General features: G+C 43.0%; 16 protein-coding genes. 6 read left to right on the top strand and 10 right to left on the bottom strand.

Annotation, left to right across the window (positions count from 1 at the left end; translation table 11 throughout):
• Positions 1–74: 74 nt before the first annotated feature.
• The 9 genes from panD to CXF93_RS02100 form a co-directional block, all read right to left on the bottom strand.
• Complete coding sequence (gene panD / locus CXF93_RS02140; RefSeq protein ID WP_101060654.1) at positions 75–455, bottom strand: aspartate 1-decarboxylase; 381 nt, start codon at positions 453–455, stop codon at positions 75–77.
• A 206-nt stretch (positions 456–661) separates the two neighbouring features.
• Positions 662–1,513 carry a pantoate--beta-alanine ligase gene (gene panC, locus CXF93_RS02135; RefSeq protein WP_101060653.1) on the bottom strand — a complete coding sequence of 284 codons (852 nt, stop codon included), beginning with the start codon at positions 1,511–1,513 and terminating at the stop codon, positions 662–664.
• A gap of 92 nt (positions 1,514–1,605) precedes the next feature.
• Positions 1,606–2,400, bottom strand: coding sequence for a 3-methyl-2-oxobutanoate hydroxymethyltransferase (panB, locus tag CXF93_RS02130; protein ID WP_101060652.1), 795 nt, complete (start codon positions 2,398–2,400; stop codon positions 1,606–1,608).
• Positions 2,401–2,418: 18 nt separating this feature from the next.
• Positions 2,419–2,943, bottom strand: coding sequence for a 2-amino-4-hydroxy-6-hydroxymethyldihydropteridine diphosphokinase (gene folK, locus CXF93_RS02125; protein ID WP_101060715.1), 525 nt, complete (start codon positions 2,941–2,943; stop codon positions 2,419–2,421).
• On the bottom strand, positions 2,936–4,543 hold the full coding sequence (gene pcnB / locus CXF93_RS02120) for a polynucleotide adenylyltransferase PcnB (RefSeq protein WP_232784066.1): 1,608 nt from the start codon (positions 4,541–4,543) through the stop codon (positions 2,936–2,938). The genes folK and pcnB overlap by 8 nt, the downstream gene beginning before the upstream one ends.
• Positions 4,544–4,600: 57 nt before the next feature.
• Positions 4,601–5,479 (bottom strand): tRNA glutamyl-Q(34) synthetase GluQRS, encoded by an 879-nt coding sequence (gluQRS, locus tag CXF93_RS02115; RefSeq protein WP_101060651.1) that lies wholly within the window; start codon positions 5,477–5,479, stop codon positions 4,601–4,603.
• 96 nt (positions 5,480–5,575) lie between these two features.
• Positions 5,576–6,019: an RNA polymerase-binding protein DksA gene (dksA, locus tag CXF93_RS02110; protein WP_101060650.1), complete on the bottom strand. Its 444-nt coding sequence runs from the start codon at positions 6,017–6,019 to the stop codon at positions 5,576–5,578.
• A 154-nt stretch (positions 6,020–6,173) separates the two neighbouring features.
• On the bottom strand, positions 6,174–6,881 hold the full coding sequence (gene sfsA, locus CXF93_RS02105) for a DNA/RNA nuclease SfsA (protein WP_101060649.1): 708 nt from the start codon (positions 6,879–6,881) through the stop codon (positions 6,174–6,176).
• A gap of 130 nt (positions 6,882–7,011) precedes the next feature.
• Positions 7,012–8,277, bottom strand: a complete 1,266-nt coding sequence (locus CXF93_RS02100; RefSeq protein WP_101060648.1) for a sugar fermentation stimulation protein — start codon at positions 8,275–8,277, stop codon at positions 7,012–7,014.
• Positions 8,278–8,390: 113 nt separating this feature from the next.
• Here CXF93_RS02100 and hrpB point away from each other — a divergent pair, with 113 nt between their 5' ends.
• The 4 genes from hrpB (at position 8,391) to CXF93_RS02080 (ending at position 13,987) form a co-directional block, all read left to right on the top strand.
• Complete coding sequence (gene hrpB, locus CXF93_RS02095; protein WP_101060647.1) at positions 8,391–10,913, top strand: ATP-dependent helicase HrpB; 2,523 nt, start codon at positions 8,391–8,393, stop codon at positions 10,911–10,913.
• Positions 10,914–10,988: 75 nt separating this feature from the next.
• Positions 10,989–11,939 (top strand): 23S rRNA (adenine(1618)-N(6))-methyltransferase RlmF, encoded by a 951-nt coding sequence (rlmF, locus tag CXF93_RS02090; RefSeq protein WP_017220189.1) that lies wholly within the window; start codon positions 10,989–10,991, stop codon positions 11,937–11,939.
• Positions 11,940–12,114: 175 nt separating this feature from the next.
• On the top strand, positions 12,115–12,405 hold the full coding sequence (locus CXF93_RS02085; RefSeq protein WP_101060646.1) for a DUF1294 domain-containing protein: 291 nt from the start codon (positions 12,115–12,117) through the stop codon (positions 12,403–12,405).
• Positions 12,406–12,541: 136 nt separating this feature from the next.
• The gene (locus CXF93_RS02080) at positions 12,542–13,987 is read left to right on the top strand and encodes a peptidoglycan DD-metalloendopeptidase family protein (protein ID WP_101060645.1); all 1,446 of its coding nucleotides are present in this window, start codon (positions 12,542–12,544) and stop codon (positions 13,985–13,987) included.
• On the opposite strand, the gene arfB is transcribed toward CXF93_RS02080, so the two are convergent.
• Positions 13,984–14,397: an alternative ribosome rescue aminoacyl-tRNA hydrolase ArfB gene (gene arfB, locus CXF93_RS02075; protein WP_017220192.1), complete on the bottom strand. Its 414-nt coding sequence runs from the start codon at positions 14,395–14,397 to the stop codon at positions 13,984–13,986. The genes CXF93_RS02080 and arfB overlap by 4 nt on opposite strands.
• A 192-nt stretch (positions 14,398–14,589) precedes the next feature.
• On the opposite strand from arfB, the gene CXF93_RS02070 reads away from it, so the two are divergent.
• Complete coding sequence (locus tag CXF93_RS02070; protein WP_198551561.1) at positions 14,590–15,078, top strand: GNAT family N-acetyltransferase; 489 nt, start codon at positions 14,590–14,592, stop codon at positions 15,076–15,078.
• 118 nt (positions 15,079–15,196) lie between these two features.
• Positions 15,197–17,464: a penicillin-binding protein 1B gene (mrcB, locus tag CXF93_RS02065; RefSeq protein ID WP_101060643.1), complete on the top strand. Its 2,268-nt coding sequence runs from the start codon at positions 15,197–15,199 to the stop codon at positions 17,462–17,464.
• Positions 17,465–17,516 lie beyond the last annotated feature (52 nt).

The following is a 17,516-nucleotide window of genomic DNA, read 5'->3' as shown; positions in this document are numbered from 1 at the left end:
AGATGGTTGTAAATGGCAGGCATAAAAAAACCAGCATTAAGCTGGTTTCTCATTATTCCGTATCGGTTTGCTAACTAGGCAACCTGTACTGGAATATCGTTACTTGTGCGAACAATATCATTCACTTGATCAAGATAAACAAGTGAAGGCTTGTGTTGTTTCGCTGCTTCATTATCCATACGAACATAAGCACAGATGATGATGCGATCGCCTACTGCGGCTTTACGTGCTGCAGCACCGTTCACTGAAATGATTTTTGAACCGCGTTCGCCAGCGATTGCGTAAGTTGAAAAGCGCTCACCATTATCAATGTTGTAGATATCGATTGCTTCATATTCTAGGATCCCTGATGCATCAAGCATATCTTGATCGATTGCACATGAACCTTCATAATTTAGTTCCGCATGTGTTACACGCGCTTGGTGTAACTTACCTTTTAGCATTGTGGTTTGCATTGTTCTAAAACCCATTCCATTAATTGTTTATGACTATACATATAAAGTATATGTCGTACAAAATACGTACCGACGTCCATAGTAGCGTATTTGTTTAATTAGCGCAATTGCACTTGTCGTTAGGAAAATATGTACTAGCGGTTAGGTAAATGAACACTAACGGCTAGACTAATTTACCTTAATTACCGGATTAAACACGCTAATTGTTAGCTCAGTTTAATCACTTTATTATCGATCAAACGGGCTTTGCCTAAGAACGCAGCCATCAATACCACGGCTTGCTTACTGTCCTGCGTGAGCATCGCTAACGTATCTGCATCAACAATATCAATCGCGTCGGTATTGAAACCGGCGTTATTGAGTTGTGCTGTTGCCTGTGTGATTAATGCTTGATTGGATTGTTCATCCACTGACACTTGGCTAGCAATGGTCGCCATCACTTCTGCTAATAGTGGCGCGACAGTACGCTCTTCAGCCGTTAATAAACTATTACGAGAACTCATTGCTAAGCCTGACTCTTCGCGTACGGTCGGTACGCCAACAACCTGTATCGGCATTGCCAGATCGGCGACCATGTGACGAATTAAGGCTAATTGCTGGAAATCTTTTTCACCGAATAAAGCCACGTCAGGTTGTACTAAATTAAATAGCTTCGCCACGATAGTCGATACACCATTAAAGTGACCAGGGCGATGCGCACCTTCAAGTACTTCAGAAATAACCGGTACTTGAATAAAGGTTTGTGCGGCTAAACCGTGTGGATAAATTAATTCTGGAGCTGGTGTGAATACTAGGTCAGTATCAACACTTTGCAATGCTCGGCAATCGGCATCGAGTGTTCGTGGGTAAGCGGCTAAATCGGCAGCTTGGTTAAACTGCATCGGATTAACAAAGATGCTGACAACAACACGGTCAGCGAATTTTTGCGCTTCTTTTACCAAGGTCAAGTGACCATCATGTAAGTTACCCATAGTCGGTACGAACGCGGTAGATAGACCTTGACGACGCCAAGCGATAACTTGCTCTCGCAGCACATCAATATTTGCAATAATATCCATATATGAATTACCTAATAAAATGAGGGGTATGGTGAAAATAGGGGGCATGCAAATTTTAACTATTTGCTTATCAACCCCTAGCGCCATTTATGCTATGAGAACATGTGCTCATCGGCAGGGAAAGTCTGCGCAGCAACTTCATCGATATAGGCGCTAACAGCGTCACGCATGTCACCAGTTGCGGCTAAAAAGTTTTTTGAGAATTTAGGTACAAAGCCTTTCGAAATGCCGAATGCATCGTGCATTACTAAGATTTGACCATCAGTATCGCGACCTGCGCCAATGCCAATCACTGGGATTGTTAAGGCTTCAGAAATGCGTTTTGCCAGTGGTGCAGGGATACACTCTACTACTAATAATTGGATGCCAGCGGCTTGCAATAACAGCGCATGCTCAACCATTTCATCGGCTTTATCTTGGGCGCGACCTTGTATTTTAAAACCACCAAATACATGGACTGATTGCGGTGTTAAACCAAGATGACCACACACTGGAATACCGCGCTCAGTTAATGCAGCAACGCTGTCAACTAACCATTCACCGCCTTCGACTTTAACCATGTTAGCACCCGCTTGCATTAGCGTTGTGGCATTGGTTAAGGTCTGTTCTTTAGTGGCGTAGCTCATGAATGGCATATCAGCGATAACCAGTGCTTTGGTTGCACCAGCACGTACACAGCGGGTATGATAAGCAATATCTGTAACGGTAACAGGTAGCGTATCATTGTGGCCTTGTAATACCATGCCCATCGAGTCACCAACTAATAATACTGGCACGCCGACTTCGTCAAATAATGCTGCAAAACTAGCATCATAAGCGGTAATACTGGCAAACTTCTGGCCTGCTTCTTTCATCTTAAGCAGTTTCGATACGGTAACTTTACTCATTGGAAATCCTTCTTCACATTACTCTATGTTTTGATAAATAGCTAAGTCGTTACGAGGACAGGCCTCAAGTAATACTGACAAAGCTTGGCCACAAGGCAACTGCAATTGTGGCGTTATTTCTGCTAAGGGATAAAGCACGAACTCACGCTCTTTCATACCGTAATGCGGCACAGTTAAGCGTGGTGTACTCATAATGTCATCACCGTATAGTAAGATATCTAAATCAAGGGTTCTTGCCCCCCAATGTTCTTTACGTACACGGCCTTGTTCATTTTCAATATGCTGTAGCGCATCAAGTAATTCGATTGGCGCTAAACGCGTATCAATACAAGCAACGGCATTAATATAGTCAGGTTGTTCTTGCGGGCCCATAGGTTTACTTGCGTAAAGTGAGGATACCGAGACCAAGCGACTCATGGTTAATGTTTGTAGCGCCACAATTGCTTCTTGTGCTTGTGTGACTGGGTCGGCAAGGTTACTGCCGATCGCCACATAGCAACGGCTATAACCCAGGTTGCTATTTTGTTCGACGCTATTAATCATTGCTTTGATCATTGGTCTGTTCATTCATTTCGCCTACAGGTTTTTTCTTTTTCACGCGACGTGGGCGTGTTTTTTTAACTGCAGGTGCATTTAGTTCTTTAATTAAGTTCAGACGACCAGTGGCATTGGCACTCTGGTAATCACTCCACCATTGTGTTACTTCAACTAAATCGCCACCTTGGATATCTGCACGCATTTCTAAAAAGTCAAAACCAGCACGGAATTTTAAGTGCTCGAAGGCTTTTTCTGCGCGTTTACCTTGGCGACGTGGTAGACGGCTTTGTAAATGCCAAATATCACGGATTGTTGAAGTAAAGCGACGTGGAATGGCAATGCTCTTGGTTTGTGAATCAAGCGCGTCATTCATCGCTAATAACAAGGCGTCATTGTAGTTAAGACCACTGTCAATCACGCGCTCTTCAGCTAACGCTTCTAGTGGATACCATAACATAGCGGCATATAAATAAGCCGGTGTTACACGCTTACCAGCATTAATGCGGCTGTCGGTATTTGCTAGTGCAATCTCGATGAACTTATCACCGTTACTTGAACCGTCTTCATTGAGATATTTACTGACTAGTGGGAATAATGGTTGGAATAAACCATATTCTTTCATCAACTTGTATGTTGCTAAGCCTTGACCGTTTAAAAACAGCTTTAACGTTTCTTCAAATAAACGCGCTGATGGGATACTTTGTAGCAAGCTTGCTAGTTGTTTGATTGGCGCGGCAGCTTCAGGGCTAATTTGCATATCCAATTTAGCAGCAAAACGTACAGCACGTAGCATGCGCACTGGATCTTCACGATAACGTGTCTCTGGATCGCCAATTAAACGCAGTTGTTTGCTTTGTAAATCGGCAAGGCCGCCAGCGTAGTCATAAACAGCACGGTCAGCAATGTTGTAATAAAGCGCATTAACGGTAAAGTCACGACGTTCAGCATCTTCACTGATGGTACCGTAGACGTTATCGCGTAATAACATGCCGCCATCAGATTGTTTTGATGTTTGTTGATTTTCTTCTTCAACGTGATGACCACGGAAGGTTGCAACTTCGATCATGTCACGGCCAAATAGGATGTGAGCAAGACGGAAACGGCGGCCAACTAAGCGACAGTTATGGAATAATTTTTTGATTTGCTCTGGTTCAGCATTGGTCGCAATATCGAAATCTTTTGGTTCTTGACCAATAAAGATATCACGTACACCACCACCGACAAGATAAGCTTGGTAACCTGATTTGTGTAAACGATAGAGCACTTTCAGTGCGTTTTCGCTAATTAAATTATGGCTTACTGGGTGTTGACCCTTTTCCAACTTCAGCTCATTTAATCCTAGATTCTGTGCATCCGCTAGTACAACTGGCGCAGGTGCTGGAGCAATAGCCTTAGTAGAACGAGTCTCTTCAGGTGCGTTTTTACTCTGAGTATCACGATCGTTGTGCGCCTTTGGCACTGCTGCAGAAGCCGTTTCTTGCACATCTGGCGTTTGATCTATCAGCTTTCTGCTCAGTATATTTTTACAGAATTTAGTGATTTGAGTGAAAATGGTACACCTCGAATTAATATTAAAATAGGTTGAATTTTTTGTGCCGCCTATCATAGCGCTGCGTAGGTTAAATGACAAAGATTGTTGAAGAAATTTAGTATTAATCTTGCCTTATAGGTTTAATACGATTGATTTCTGTCTGGGTAGGTTTTTGACGGACCAATGTTCTGTGCCCCATTGTAATAGCGCTGGGATCGAAAGATCTTGCAGTTCGGTAAAAACAGGTAGAGCTAAAAATCTAAATGCAGCAATTAACTCCGTTTTAGCCTGACTGATATCTAAACCGGGTGCGTGATTTTGCTTGCTCAATTTAGAGCCGTCGGCATTACTGACTAAAGGCAAATGTAAATAGGACGGTGCAGGTTTCGCAAATTGTTCAAATAGATATAACTGACGACCTGTTGGTTCAATCAGATCTGCGCCTCTTACAACCTGGGTAATACCTTGGTAAATATCATCAACCACAACCGCAAGATTATAAGCAAACAGACCATCTTTACGATGAATGATAAAATCTTCTGCCGCTAGCTGTTGATTAATCGCTATTCTACCATGCAGTTCGTCAATAAAATAATTCACTGGCGTCGTAGTCGTTACGCGTAACGAGGCATTGTCTGCGGGAAGTTGTTTATGCTTGCATTGGCCTTGATAAAAAGCACCCTGAGCTTGTATCTGCTTACGCGTACAATGGCAGTAATAGGTTAAATCTTGTTGGTTAAGCTGAGCAATGGCGTCTTTATAAGCACTACTACGCTGGCTTTGATAGATAACCTCACGGTCCCAGTGTAAGCCAAAGGCTTCAAGGGTCGTTAAGATATTGGCTGCTGCACCGGCAACTTCGCGTGGTGGGTCAAGATCTTCCATCCGTACTAACCAAGTGCCTTGGCTGGCTTTTGCTTGTAAGTAGCTGCCAACAGCAGCGATCAGGGAGCCAAAATGTAATGGCCCTGAAGGTGAGGGCGCAAAGCGTCCTACATAGCTATTGGACATAAATAGAGTTCTTAAATAGAGAGCTTAAAATAAAAAAGGCTAGAAATAGAAAGAGGGCTAATAAGCCCTCAATAAAATCATGTCAGTAGAAACTGATTAGCCAACCATTTGCTTTTCTTTAATTTCAGAAAGCGTTTTGCAGTCAATACATTTATCTGCAGTTGGTCGAGCTTCTAAACGACGGATACCAATTTCGATACCGCAAGTTTCGCAAAAACCGAATTCATCATTTTCAATTAATTGAAGTGTTTTTTCGATTTTTTTGATCAGTTTTCTTTCACGATCACGTGCTCGAAGTTCTAAGCTAAATTCTTCTTCCTGGGCTGCACGATCTACAGGATCTGGGAAGTTTGACGCTTCATCCTTCATATGAACCACTGTGCGATCAACTTCTTCACGTAGTTCATTACGCCATGCACTTAAGATGTTTCTAAAGTGATCGCGTTGCTTCTCGCCCATGTATTCTTCACCAGGTTGTTCTTGGTAAGCTTCTACACCTGCGATGGCTAAAACACCGAGTAATTTTTTCGCTTGAGGCATGCTATCTCTCCTAGTCCGCATTACGCCGTAATATTGCCGAGCACTGCTAAGCAATATTTATGGGCGGTATAAATACCAGAAACACACAAACTGCGCAAACTAAACTGGCAAATTGTTCCCTAACACCCTCTTATGGGTTAGTTTGATCGTGATCTTAATCACAGTTGAATGAAATTTGTTCTACCAGCGAAATCTTGTCTGTGTTTATTCTACTCGCGTATGCGAATACTTCTACTCCTTGATTAATCGCCTGCGTAACAAGATCACTATAGTCTCTATCTAAGTGTTTCGCAGGTTTTAAAGTGGTAATTCCAGTGTGCTGCACCACAAATAATAATACCGCTCTGTGTCCGTTTTTCTTTACAGCCATTAATTCTCTGAGGTGTTTTTGCCCGCGAACACTAACAGTATCAGGAAAATAGCCACAGTCATCTTGTAACAGGCTAGCACTTTTTACTTCGATGTAACATTTACCCAATTTAGCGTCGTCGAGCAACAGATCAATGCGACTATTCTCATCGCCGTATTTCACTTCAGTGGTTAAGATGTCATAACCCGTTAATTGTGGTATTGCCGATAATTCAATGGCTTCTTTAGCCAGTTGATTGGCTCTAGCGGTATTAATACAGATCATATCGCCATTGGTTTTTTCGGTGAGTTCCCAAGAGCGTGAATATTTACGTTTCGGGTTATCAGATGTCGAGTACCAAATGGTATCGCCAGCGTCGCCACAACCTGTCATTGCGCCGGTATTAGCACAATGGATTGTTACTTCTTCACCATTTTCAAGAATGACATCGGCTAAAAAGCGTTTGTAGCGTTTTATTAATGTCGCGGATTGTAACGGGCTCGGATACTGCATTTTATAGCTCAATTAGTTGGTCATTAATTGAGAGCATAATAATTTTCCAACAATAAAGCTATACGTAGGACTATGTTAAGTCAGTAAGTAACTCGGTAAAACTGGGTATGGTTATTGTTGCTGTTATCCATCACTTGAATTTAGATAAGTCTCGTCGCCATTGTTTATCTTCTTCATCGCCAGCGCCAGGCTTCTGCCATACTTGTTTTACATTCACGCTCAGCTGACCATCAATTTCATTGGCACTGAGCGTGAACGTCAGTGGGTTGGCGATGTTAGGTTGCGATAAAATACTTTGGTCGTTAAATAATTGCTCAACGATACACACTGAGGTTTTATCTGGGCTGTTAGCATCGCGTGCGAGTGGATTGTTGCAATGGTTCATTACGTCACCACCATTGGGATACAGCACCCCTAATCGTTGATGTTGGTTGCCGATAGAGACATCAAAGTAAATTTTCTGACTGGCAAGGTAATGATAAATGTTGGCCGATAATGCGGATGGGGCACGTTCTTTTTCGTTATAAAACCGCGATAGCTTTAAATACGTGGAGCTGCCTCCAGGCGCTGTGACATCGGCAGCGCGGACGTACTTATGTAATATGCGCATATGGTGAGTAGGGAGTGTCCAGCCCACTTGAACTTGCACTTTTACGTCGCCATTACTCAGTTCTTCAACGTCGGTAATACGGGTTTGTACTTTCGTATTGAGAATGGGCTCGATGACGTCTGTATCAATACTGCTGCGTACTTTCAATAATTGCGCGAGGTTGAATTGTGGGCTGCGACCGTGTGCTGAAAACAATCGTTTCACATCATCAAGTACCGATGTTAGCTGCATGACTTCATGATCTTGTTGGCGAATTAAACGCGCGCTTTGCTGCGTTGAAATTTGTTGTTCGGCAATCGCTAATTTTATCTCACCGAGATTTTTCAAATTGTTATCGAACTCGTTATCCAGCGTGATCAGGCTTTTTTCGATACTGAGATTTTCGCGTAATATCGCCATACTCTCACCAATGTAATGTTCGTCAAAAGTTGCCCGTATTTGCTGGACTACAAAAACTTGGCCTTTATAGACATCTTTATCTTTGACTATCTGTGGTTTGTTTTGTGGGGTGATCTTGATATAGGCGGCTTGAATAATCGGTACATATTGTTTGTAGTTGGTGAGGTCGACTGGTTTGTTCATTAATTGATAATCACGCACATCAAAACTGGCTTTGATCCGTGCTTTTTCTAACATTATTTGCTTGGCACTGGCAATACTTTCACCATTGGTTAGCTGGTGGGTAATGATATAGGTTTTTGACCAAAAGCCGATATGGGCAAGCGCTGAGAGGTTATAACTGAACATCAGTAATAAAGATAAAACAATTGGCATCGGTAGGCGCATAGTAAGTTCCTTTTGCTATTCCTTATAAATAATAGACTTAAATTTAATGGATGGTGTTTTTAGGGTAAAATACAGCTATTACTGATTAATTTATTTTATCTTGAGAGGCCTTTGTGGCAGCGTTACCGATCACTTCTGTATTAGCCGACTTATTTACGGCCTTAACATCATCCAATCAAGTTATCTTGCAAGCACCACCTGGGGCGGGTAAGTCAACGCTATTACCGTTAAAGCTGCTGCAAGAAAATATCTTCAGCGGCCGTATTCTGATGCTTGAACCCCGCCGTCTTGCCGCGCGCAATATTGCCACGTATATGGCTTCGCAACTGCAGCAAAAAGTCGGTGAAGATGTCGGTTATCGTATGCGTGGCGATACCAAGGTATCAAAATCAACGCGATTGGAAGTGGTCACGGAAGGGATCTTAACGCGGATGATCCAGCAAGATCCGGAACTCAGCGATTACGATTTAATTATTTTTGACGAATTTCATGAACGCTCACTGAATGCTGATATTGGTTTAGCCTTTGCATTAGAAGTGCAACAAGGCTTGCGTGATGATTTAAAACTATTAGTCATGTCAGCGACACTCGACAGTGCTGGGCTGCAAAAAATGCTACCTGATGCACAATTGTTGACGGCGGAAGGCCGCTGTTTTCCGGTGACGTATAGTTATCACCCGGTGGATTTAAAGCGCAGTACCATTAAACAAGCATTACCGGGCGCGATTGCGGCAACCGTTAAATTAGCATTGCAGCAGCAAGACGGTAATATTTTAGTGTTTTTGCCTGGCGTGAGTGAAATTAAACGTTGTCAGCAACAGTTACAAGAACTGGTTAATGCACGTCTGCATGTGTTGCCGTTATATGGTCAATTGACGCAACAACAGCAACAGGCGGCTATTAACCCCTTGGCCGCAGGGCAACGTAAAGTTGTATTGGCGACCAATATTGCGGAAACATCTTTAACCATTGAAGGTATTTCTGTGGTGATTGACTCCGGTCTCGAGCGTAAAGTGAGTTTCTCGCCACGCTCTGGTGTCAGCCGCTTACAAACAAAGCGTATTAGCCAAGCATCAGCCACCCAGCGTGCTGGACGAGCAGGGCGACTACAAGTTGGACATTGTTATCGGTTATGGCGCGAAGAAGACCACAGCCGTTTAGAGCCACAAATAGAACCAGAAATTCTCGCCGCAGATTTAACCTCAACCTGTTTAGAGTTAAAGGTATGGGGCGTTAATAGTTTTGCCGAATTGGCGTTATTGGATCAACCCTCGCAGGCAAACGTCGATTATGCCGAAGGCTTGTTAACTGATTTAGGCGCGCTGGCGTCGGGAAATTGCAGTAAACATGGCCAAGCATTAGCTGCATTTGGTATGTCACCACGGTTAGCGCACATGTTATTAACGGCGCAAACATGGGAAGATGAATTACCGGGTATTAGCTGGTTAGCTTGTCGTTTAATCGCCTTGTTGGAAGGCAGTGAACGCTTACCTCTTGATTTAGACTTTGGCCTGCAACAAATGGCTGCGGGACACTTTAAACAAGCACAGCGTCAAGCGCAGCAATGGGCTCAGCGTTTTAGTTTTATCAAAAGTAGCAGCCATACTAGCAATAATAGCGCAGACACTAATGCCTATACTGGCTTGTTATTAGCCTTAGCGTATCCAGACCGTATCGCTCAGCGTCGTGATAATACCGGACGGGGCCAAGCAGGCCACGGTTCAGATGTACCGTATATGTTAAGTAACGGCCTCGGGGTTAAATTGATGAACGACGCCAGCCTAACCAGTGCAGAGTTAATGGTTGTAGCGGACTTGTCATTAACCGAACAAGGCGCCGATGCCATGGTGTATAACGCCTGTGCCATCGATCTCGCGGAACTACAAACTTGGTTACCGCAACTGTTTAGCCAGCAGGCGTTTGTGGAATGGGATTTAAAAGCCCAGAAATTAATTGCTGAGCAGCGCCAATGTTTAGGCAAGTTAGTATTATCCCGTAAAGTATTAACGGATATTACCCCAGCGCAAAAGCAAACTGCCGTACTGGCCGGTATTCGCAAAGCGGGTTTGTCGGTATTGCCGTGGAACGAGCAAAATAAAGCCTTACTCACACGTTTACGTTGCGCACACCAATGGCTGCCTGAATTGGGCTTTGTTGATTACAGTGAAACGGCCTTGATTGCTGATTTAGAAAATTGGCTGTTGCCGTATTTAACGGGCGTAACGGGACCTGCGCAGATGAAAAAAATACCGTTAACGGATGCGTTATTATCACGCTTAGAATGGTCACTACAACAACGTTTAGATAAAGAGTTACCGACTCACTTTACTGTGCCAACAGGTTCAAAAATTAAACTACGTTACCACGATAACAATGCCCCGAGTTTACCGGTGCGTATTCAAGAGATGTTTGGCCAAGCGAATAAACCAGCAGTGGCTAATGGTCGGGTGCCGATTGTGATCGAATTATTGTCTCCCGCTCAACGTCCGTTGCAAATAACCCAAGATTTACTCGGTTTTTGGAGTGGCAGTTATAACGACGTTAAAAAAGAAATGAAGGGTCGTTATCCGAAACATTATTGGCCAGATAATCCACTGGAAGCGATGCCGACCCGCCGGGTTAAAAAACATATGTAGGAAAGCAGCCATAATTAATCGGAATCTGCTATTATCCGCCCGTGTTCGTTCCAGCAAAATAAAAGAAGATTTATCATGACTAAAAAAATTGCCACATTGCATCCCCGTAATCCACATCAGGGACGTTATGATTTAACAGCCTTAGTTAAAACATACCCAGCGTTACAAACGCACATAACGCAAAATCCGAGTGGAGAAGAAACGGTTGATTTTAGTGATGATAAAGCCGTTGTATGTTTGAACGCTGCCTTATTAGCACATTTTTACCAAGTACCGAATTGGCAGATCCCTGCGGGCTACTTATGCCCACCTATTCCAGGACGTGCTGATTATATTCACTATATTGCTGACTTGTTGGCAGAAATGAATAATGGCGAAGTACCGACTGGTAAACGTGTAAAAGCATTAGACATAGGGACAGGCGCTAACTGTATTTATCCTATTCTTGGTCATCGCAGCTACGGTTGGGGTTTTGTTGGTACTGATGTTGATAAAGTGGCTGCAAAAACCGCTAACGTCATCGTACAAGCGAATCCAGGTCTAAACAAAGCCATTAAAATTGTCTTGAAGAAAACACCAGGCAGTATGTTCAAAGGTGTGATTAAGCATGGCGATAGATATTCAGTGACTGTGTGTAACCCACCATTTCACGCGTCAATGGAAGCAGCTGCCGCAGGCACTGAACGTAAAATTATCAATTTACACAAAGGTAAAGCAGCGCCAACCAATACCACTAAGTTGAACTTTGGTGGTCAGCACTCGGAACTTTGGTGTGAAGGTGGCGAACTTCGTTTTGTGAAAGACATGGCCAAAGAGAGTAAAGACTTTACTGAGCAAGTATGTTGGTTTACCAGCCTTATCTCAAAGGGCGAACATATCGAAGAACTTGAAGAATATTTAAATACGCTAGATGTAAAACAAATCCGCGTGATACCTATGTCACAAGGCCAAAAAGTCAGCCGTATATTAGCATGGAGCTTTATGGATGCTGACGAGCAACAACAGTGGGCTGCCGATCAGTGGTAAACGCTACTGCTTACTAACGTTGAAAACGACTATTGTGTTAAACAGACTGGTAGAGCAGGTTATAATTAGGTAGATTAATACGGCAAGCATCGCGCTTGCCGTTTTTGTATCTGCGATTTTTATATTTGAAATGGTATCGACTTCAGAGCTAGTTTGAACTTAAGGGGATAATGACATGTTGGTATGGCTAGGTTACAGCTATGTAGTATTAAGCATCATCACGCTGCTGGTATATGGCAAAGACAAATGGGCTGCGAAGCGACAAGCATGGCGCACGCCTGAGCGAACATTACACTTACTGGCATTGTTAGGCGGTTGGCCTGGCGCGCTGCTCGGCCAAAAATTGTTTTCGCATAAAATAAGTAAGATTAGCTTCAAGCGCATTTTTTGGTTAACGATTGTTGGTAATCTATTCATAGTACTGGGCATTTTCCAAATAGATCCTAGCTATGTTGTGATTAACTAATTGCTGAATTCAAATTTTTCAACTGATTTACACACTTTTACGCTATCTATACTATGCCTTTGTTTTATTGTGGTATACCATTTCGGCCTTATTATGCTAATTACGGCTATTTTGAACGAGTATTGGGTATTCATTAATGTCGTCAATTAAGAACAATAAATTACAACTAGTACTGATGTGGGTGCTATTAACCAGCGTATTGCTGGGCATTGTCGCGCTATTACCTGTGGGTGATAAAGTCGAGGCAAGTGCTGAGATAAAGGCTGCGCCTATGACAGCAGAGGATCCGCAAATAACAAGTGCGGCGCTACTATCTAATCAAAAATCTAATAAAGAGCCAGCACCTGAACTGTTATCTGAGCCAGTATCAGAAACTGCATCTACAGCATCGGTTGATAGCGCGATACCTGTGGCAACTGATCTTACCTATGACCCAGAATCACCCCTTTATGACGCCAATGCACAGGGCGCAACGGTGACTGAATCAGCGGTGGCATCAATCGCGGCAGAATTGGCAAAGGCGTATCCAAAAACAATTAACTACGTGATCCAAAAGGGTGACACTTTAGGGGCTATTTTTGCGCAATTAGATTTAAGCCAAACTAGTTTATACCAAATTCTGGAAGTGGATTTAAACGTACTGGCATTAGACAGTATTAAACCGGGACAAACCTTAGTCTTTACCGAGTTTGAAGGTGAGTTAACGCGCCTTGAATTACAAATTAGTCTCGCGCATCAAGTGGTCTATAAACGTTCGGGTGATAATGGTTTTGAGTTCGAGCAAATAACCCTTGATGGTGAATGGCGTGAGCACAGTTATATTGGTAAGGTTGAATACAGTTTTGCAGGCTCGGCCAAAACAGCCGGGTTATCGTTATTTGAAGCGCAATTTATTGCCAGCTTATTAAAAGACAAAATTAATTTTAGCCGTGATTTACGTAGTGGTGATACTTTCAAAGTATTGGTATCGCGTCAATATATAGGTGACGAACGTACTGGTGAAAATCGTATTGACGCGGTGAGTATTAATAACCGTAGTCGTAATATTAGTGCCTACTTGTATGAAGGTGCTTATTATGATGAAGCGGGATTAAGTATTGAACGTGCTTTTGTGCGTCGTCCGGTTAGCAGTAAATATCGTATATCATCCAGCTTTAATCCCAACCGTACACATCCGGTGACGGGATTGTTACGTCCGCATAATGGTACTGATTTTGCTGTACCTATTGGCACGCCTATTTATGCCACTGGCGATGGTGTGGTATCGCGTGTGCTTAATCATAAGTATGCAGGCTTGTATATCGAGATCTCAAACGGCCAAACATACCGTACTCGTTTCTTACACCTAAGTAAGGTGTTAGTGAAAAAAGGTCAGCGAATTAAACGTGGGCAGAAAATTGCACTATCAGGTAATAGTGGCCGTACTACCGGAGCGCATCTGCATTATGAACTACATATGCGTGGCCGTGCGGTGAATGCCATGACAGCGGATATACCGATTGCAACTGCGATTGAGAAAAAGCAACAAGCGGCATTCAAACTGGCGTTAAGTAATTATCATGCGGCTTGGAAGGAAAGTTAAAGACTCACTTTACCGCGCATATTTTTAGTTTTACCACGCTGAGTTTTAGTGTCCATACGTTTCTTTTTGGCATTACGACTCGGTTTGGTTTCACGACGGGCCTTTTGGATCACTGTCGCCTGTTTAATCAATTCAACTAAGCGTTCAAACGCTACCTGCTTGTTAAAATCTTGACTGCGTGATTCTTGCGACTTAATTATTATTACGCCGTCTTTGGTGATGCGGTGATCGCGTAATGCCAATAACCTTTCTTTATAAAACTCCGGTAATGACGAAGCCTTGATATCAAAGCGTAAATGGATCGCTGTTGATACTTTATTGACGTTTTGACCACCGGCACCTTGTGCGCGAATGGCTTGAATATCAATTTCTGAATCGGGAATTGACACATTGCTAGAGATTACGAGCATTAATAAACCTTGGTGATTGGGTATCTTGAAGTAATTTGGGTATATGCCTATGATACTCCTGTTTCCTGCGATTGTTAATTTGCAATTTTTAGTTCTCAATATTCAGCTGTTAACGTTCAACGCTTAATGCTCATTTGTGAGTTGTTAATGCTTAGCAGTTATTATCTTCTATGTTAGTAGAGCGTATTTATCATGGTAATTCGACCAGTCAAGGTGAGTGATGCACTAGTCTTATCCACATTATTTTGCCAATTGAATGACGAAACCCCGTTCTTGGCCATGGGTGAACAAAATAGTGCCGCTGAACTCTGTGAGCATCTGGCGTTATTTATTAACTCGCCAGCCCAAGTGCTGTATGTGATAGAGGCAGGCGAACATAAGCTGCTTGGATTTGCGATTGCTATCACCGGTTATATTAGCGGTGATAGTCAGCGCGTATCCGTGGTTATTGGCATTGAACAAGCGAGTATTGGCAGAGGACTTGGGCGGCAGTTATTGTTGCATATTGACGGCTGGGCCCGGCTACATCAGTTACCACTGCTAGAATTGACCGTTATGGTCAATAATGAGAACGCGATCGCATTCTATGAAAATACGGGATTCAAGCAACAAACAGTAAAGCCGCCAGGGATGATTGACGACCTAGCGGACAATGAATTATATATGGTTAAGGTCGTTTAAATAGCCTCGCAACGGTTGAGTTGGGAGGAGGGAACAGGGTAAACTAACTATTCTTTATTACGTTTTTTTATTTTATCGTATTAGATCGTATTTGATGCAATTTCTAGGACCCTTTCTCTTGGCTAAACGTCCCGTAACTGATGCTCCCAAAAAACCGGTCAGCAAACGCAAAACACCCGCTAAAACACCCGCTAAACCAGCAGCTAAACCAGCAACAAAACCAGCAACAAAACCAGCAGCCAAAAAAACGACCGCCAGAAAAACCACCAAGAAAAAAACCAGTAAAGCTAAAAATCGAACTTGGAAACGCAGTCTCGCTATTTTCATGTTCAAATTTAGCTTGGCATTTTCGGCAATTTTTGTTCTTTACGGCATGTATTTAGACAGTAAGATCCAAGCGCGATTCTCTGGTCCTATTTGGAAAACACCAGCGCAGATCTATGCTCGTAGCTTAGAGTTAACACCTGGCATGTTTTTACCCCACGACAAGTTGGTTGAAGAATTGGTGTTACTGAATTATTTAAAAGTAGCTAAACCACGCAGTGCAGGGCAGTTTTCAGTCTCCAAGACTAAAGTGGAATTATTGCGCCGAAGCTTTACTTATCTCGATGGTACCGAACCTGATCAGGCGCTATTTTTAAGCTTTGCAGATAACCGCTTAGTCAGTATTCGCGATCAGCAAACCGGTAAACACCTTAATTCCGTCAATCTTGATCCTATGTTGCTTGATACTTTACAAGCACCTAATCAAGAAGACCGTATCTTGGTGGAATTACAGAACTACCCACAACTGTTAGTAGACACCTTATTGCTAGTGGAAGACCGTAATTTCTACCATCACAGCGGTGTATCTCCTGTGGCGATTGTACGAGCTGCATTTGCCAATATGAATGCTGGACGCACAGTGCAAGGTGGTAGTACTTTAACTCAGCAATTAGTGAAAAACTTTTTCTTAACCCGTCAACGTAGCTTTTGGCGTAAGTTTAACGAAGCCTACATGGCGCTATTAATTAACTATCGTTTAAGTAAAGATGCGGTATTAAGTGGTTACCTTAATGAAGTGTATTTAGGCCAAAATTACAGTGATGGTGTCTATGGTTTTGGTTTAGCGAGTTACTTTTATTTTGGTCGACCGGTACCGGAATTGAGCATAGACCAAATGGCGTTTTTGGTGGCAGTGGTTAAAGGCCCGTCGTTTTATGACCCATGGCGTTATCCGGAACGTGCGCTTGAACGTCGTGACATGATCATCCGCTTATTATCTAAAAACGGTAAAATCAGTACCGCTGAATATCGTGCGGCAATTGCGCGTCCGTTGGGGATTATACCGCGTGGCCACATGAGCGTATCGAAAGCGCCGGCATTTATGTCATTGCTGCGTAGAGAGTTAAAAACCACGTTTGGTGAGGCACTCTATGATCAATCGGGATTAAAAATATTTACCAGTTTAGATCCACTCGCGCAGCGTGCTGCAGAAACCGCGATTAGTGAAAGTCTACCGCGCTTAGAGAAAGCCCGTCACATCTCCGGACTAGAAACGGCAATGGTAGTAACAGATCGCCAATATGGTCGAGTGACTGCACTTGTCGGTGGACGTAATACCCAGTATGCGGGTTTTAACCGGGCGCTTGATGCCTCGCGTTCGATTGGTTCTGTGGTTAAACCTGCGATTTATTTAACCGCGTTTGAACAAGGTTATGACCTTAACTCACCGTTAGAAGATAAACCGCTGCGCTTAAATAACCAGTACGGTAATAATTGGCAACCAAAAAATTATGACCGAAAATACCGTGGTGAAGTGCCGTTATATCAAGCCTTGATGCAGTCGCTGAACGTACCAACGGTTAATTTAGGTATGGCGCTTGGGGTTGATAATGTCATTGAAAGTTTAAAACGTCTGGGCGTTAAAAAAGTCGATAATCACTACCCGTCAATGTTACTCGGGGCGTTAAATATGTCACCGTTTCAAGTATCTCAAATGTATCAAACGATTGCGACCGCAGGTGAATACCATAAGTTGACAGCGCTGGTTGCTGTGGTTGATGAAGACGGCGATTTGGTTTATCAACAAGACTTAAAAGGTAACCGTCGTTTTGATCGTAAATATACCGATCTGACAATTTATAATATGACATTGGTCGCTAAGCAAGGTACCGCGCGCCGTTTAAGCTGGCAGTTCCCCGGCATTAACTTTGCGGGCAAAACCGGTTCAACCGATAAGTTACGCGATAGCTGGTTTGTCGGATTAGATAATCGTGACGTAGTGACTGTCTGGGTTGGCCGTGATGATAATAAGACCTCGACATTAACGGGGTCGAGCGGAGCATTGACGGTCTTTGGCGATTATATGAAATTACGTGGTGCGGATAGTTTAGCGGTGAATTAACTTAGTCAGTTATCATTATTATTAAAGTAGTAAATAATATAGTCAGTAATAA

Source organism: Moritella sp. Urea-trap-13 (genome assembly GCF_002836355.1).
Taxonomy (GTDB): Bacteria; Pseudomonadota; Gammaproteobacteria; order Enterobacterales; family Moritellaceae; genus Moritella.
This window is presented reverse-complemented; position numbering and strand designations above follow the sequence as displayed.